The sequence below is a fragment of the Aquitalea sp. ASV15 genome, assembly GCF_016429115.1.
Classification (GTDB): Bacteria; Pseudomonadota; Gammaproteobacteria; order Burkholderiales; family Chromobacteriaceae; genus Aquitalea; species Aquitalea magnusonii.
The window spans coordinates 1-402 of record NZ_JAELTZ010000137.1 but is presented as its reverse complement, the minus strand read 5'-3'; the positions used below and the strand labels follow the sequence as shown (position 1 = coordinate 402).

Here is a 402-nt window from a genome sequence, read left to right as displayed (position 1 = left end):
CCCCCCCCCCCCCCCCCCCCCCCCCCCCCCCCCCCCCCCCCCCCCCCCCCCCCCCCCCCCCCCCCCCCCCCCCCCCCGTTTTTCAAGCAGACTACGGCATTCGCGATCCTTGTTAATGTCTCGTGGGCTCGGAGATGTGTATAAGAGACAGGGTCTTCGATGCGTTCCAGGTTGGCGCGGGTGTCGGCAATGCGGTGTTCGGTTTCGCGGCGGCGTACTTGCTGGTTGTTGATGTAGTAGCTGGATTCGCCCTGTCTCTTATACACATCTGACGCTGCCGACGAACGAACAACAGTGTAGATCTCGGGGGTCGCCGGGTCAGGAAGAGGGGGGGGGGGGGGGGGGGGGGGGGGGGGGGGGGGGGGGGGGGGGGGGGGGGGGGGGGGGGGGGGGGGGGGGGGG

General features: G+C 71.9%; 1 protein-coding gene. It reads right to left on the bottom strand.

Translation table 11 applies throughout. The features are described from left to right. On the bottom strand, positions 1 to 402 hold a 402-nt coding region (locus JHD64_RS22095; RefSeq protein ID WP_233170652.1), incomplete at both ends, for a hypothetical protein.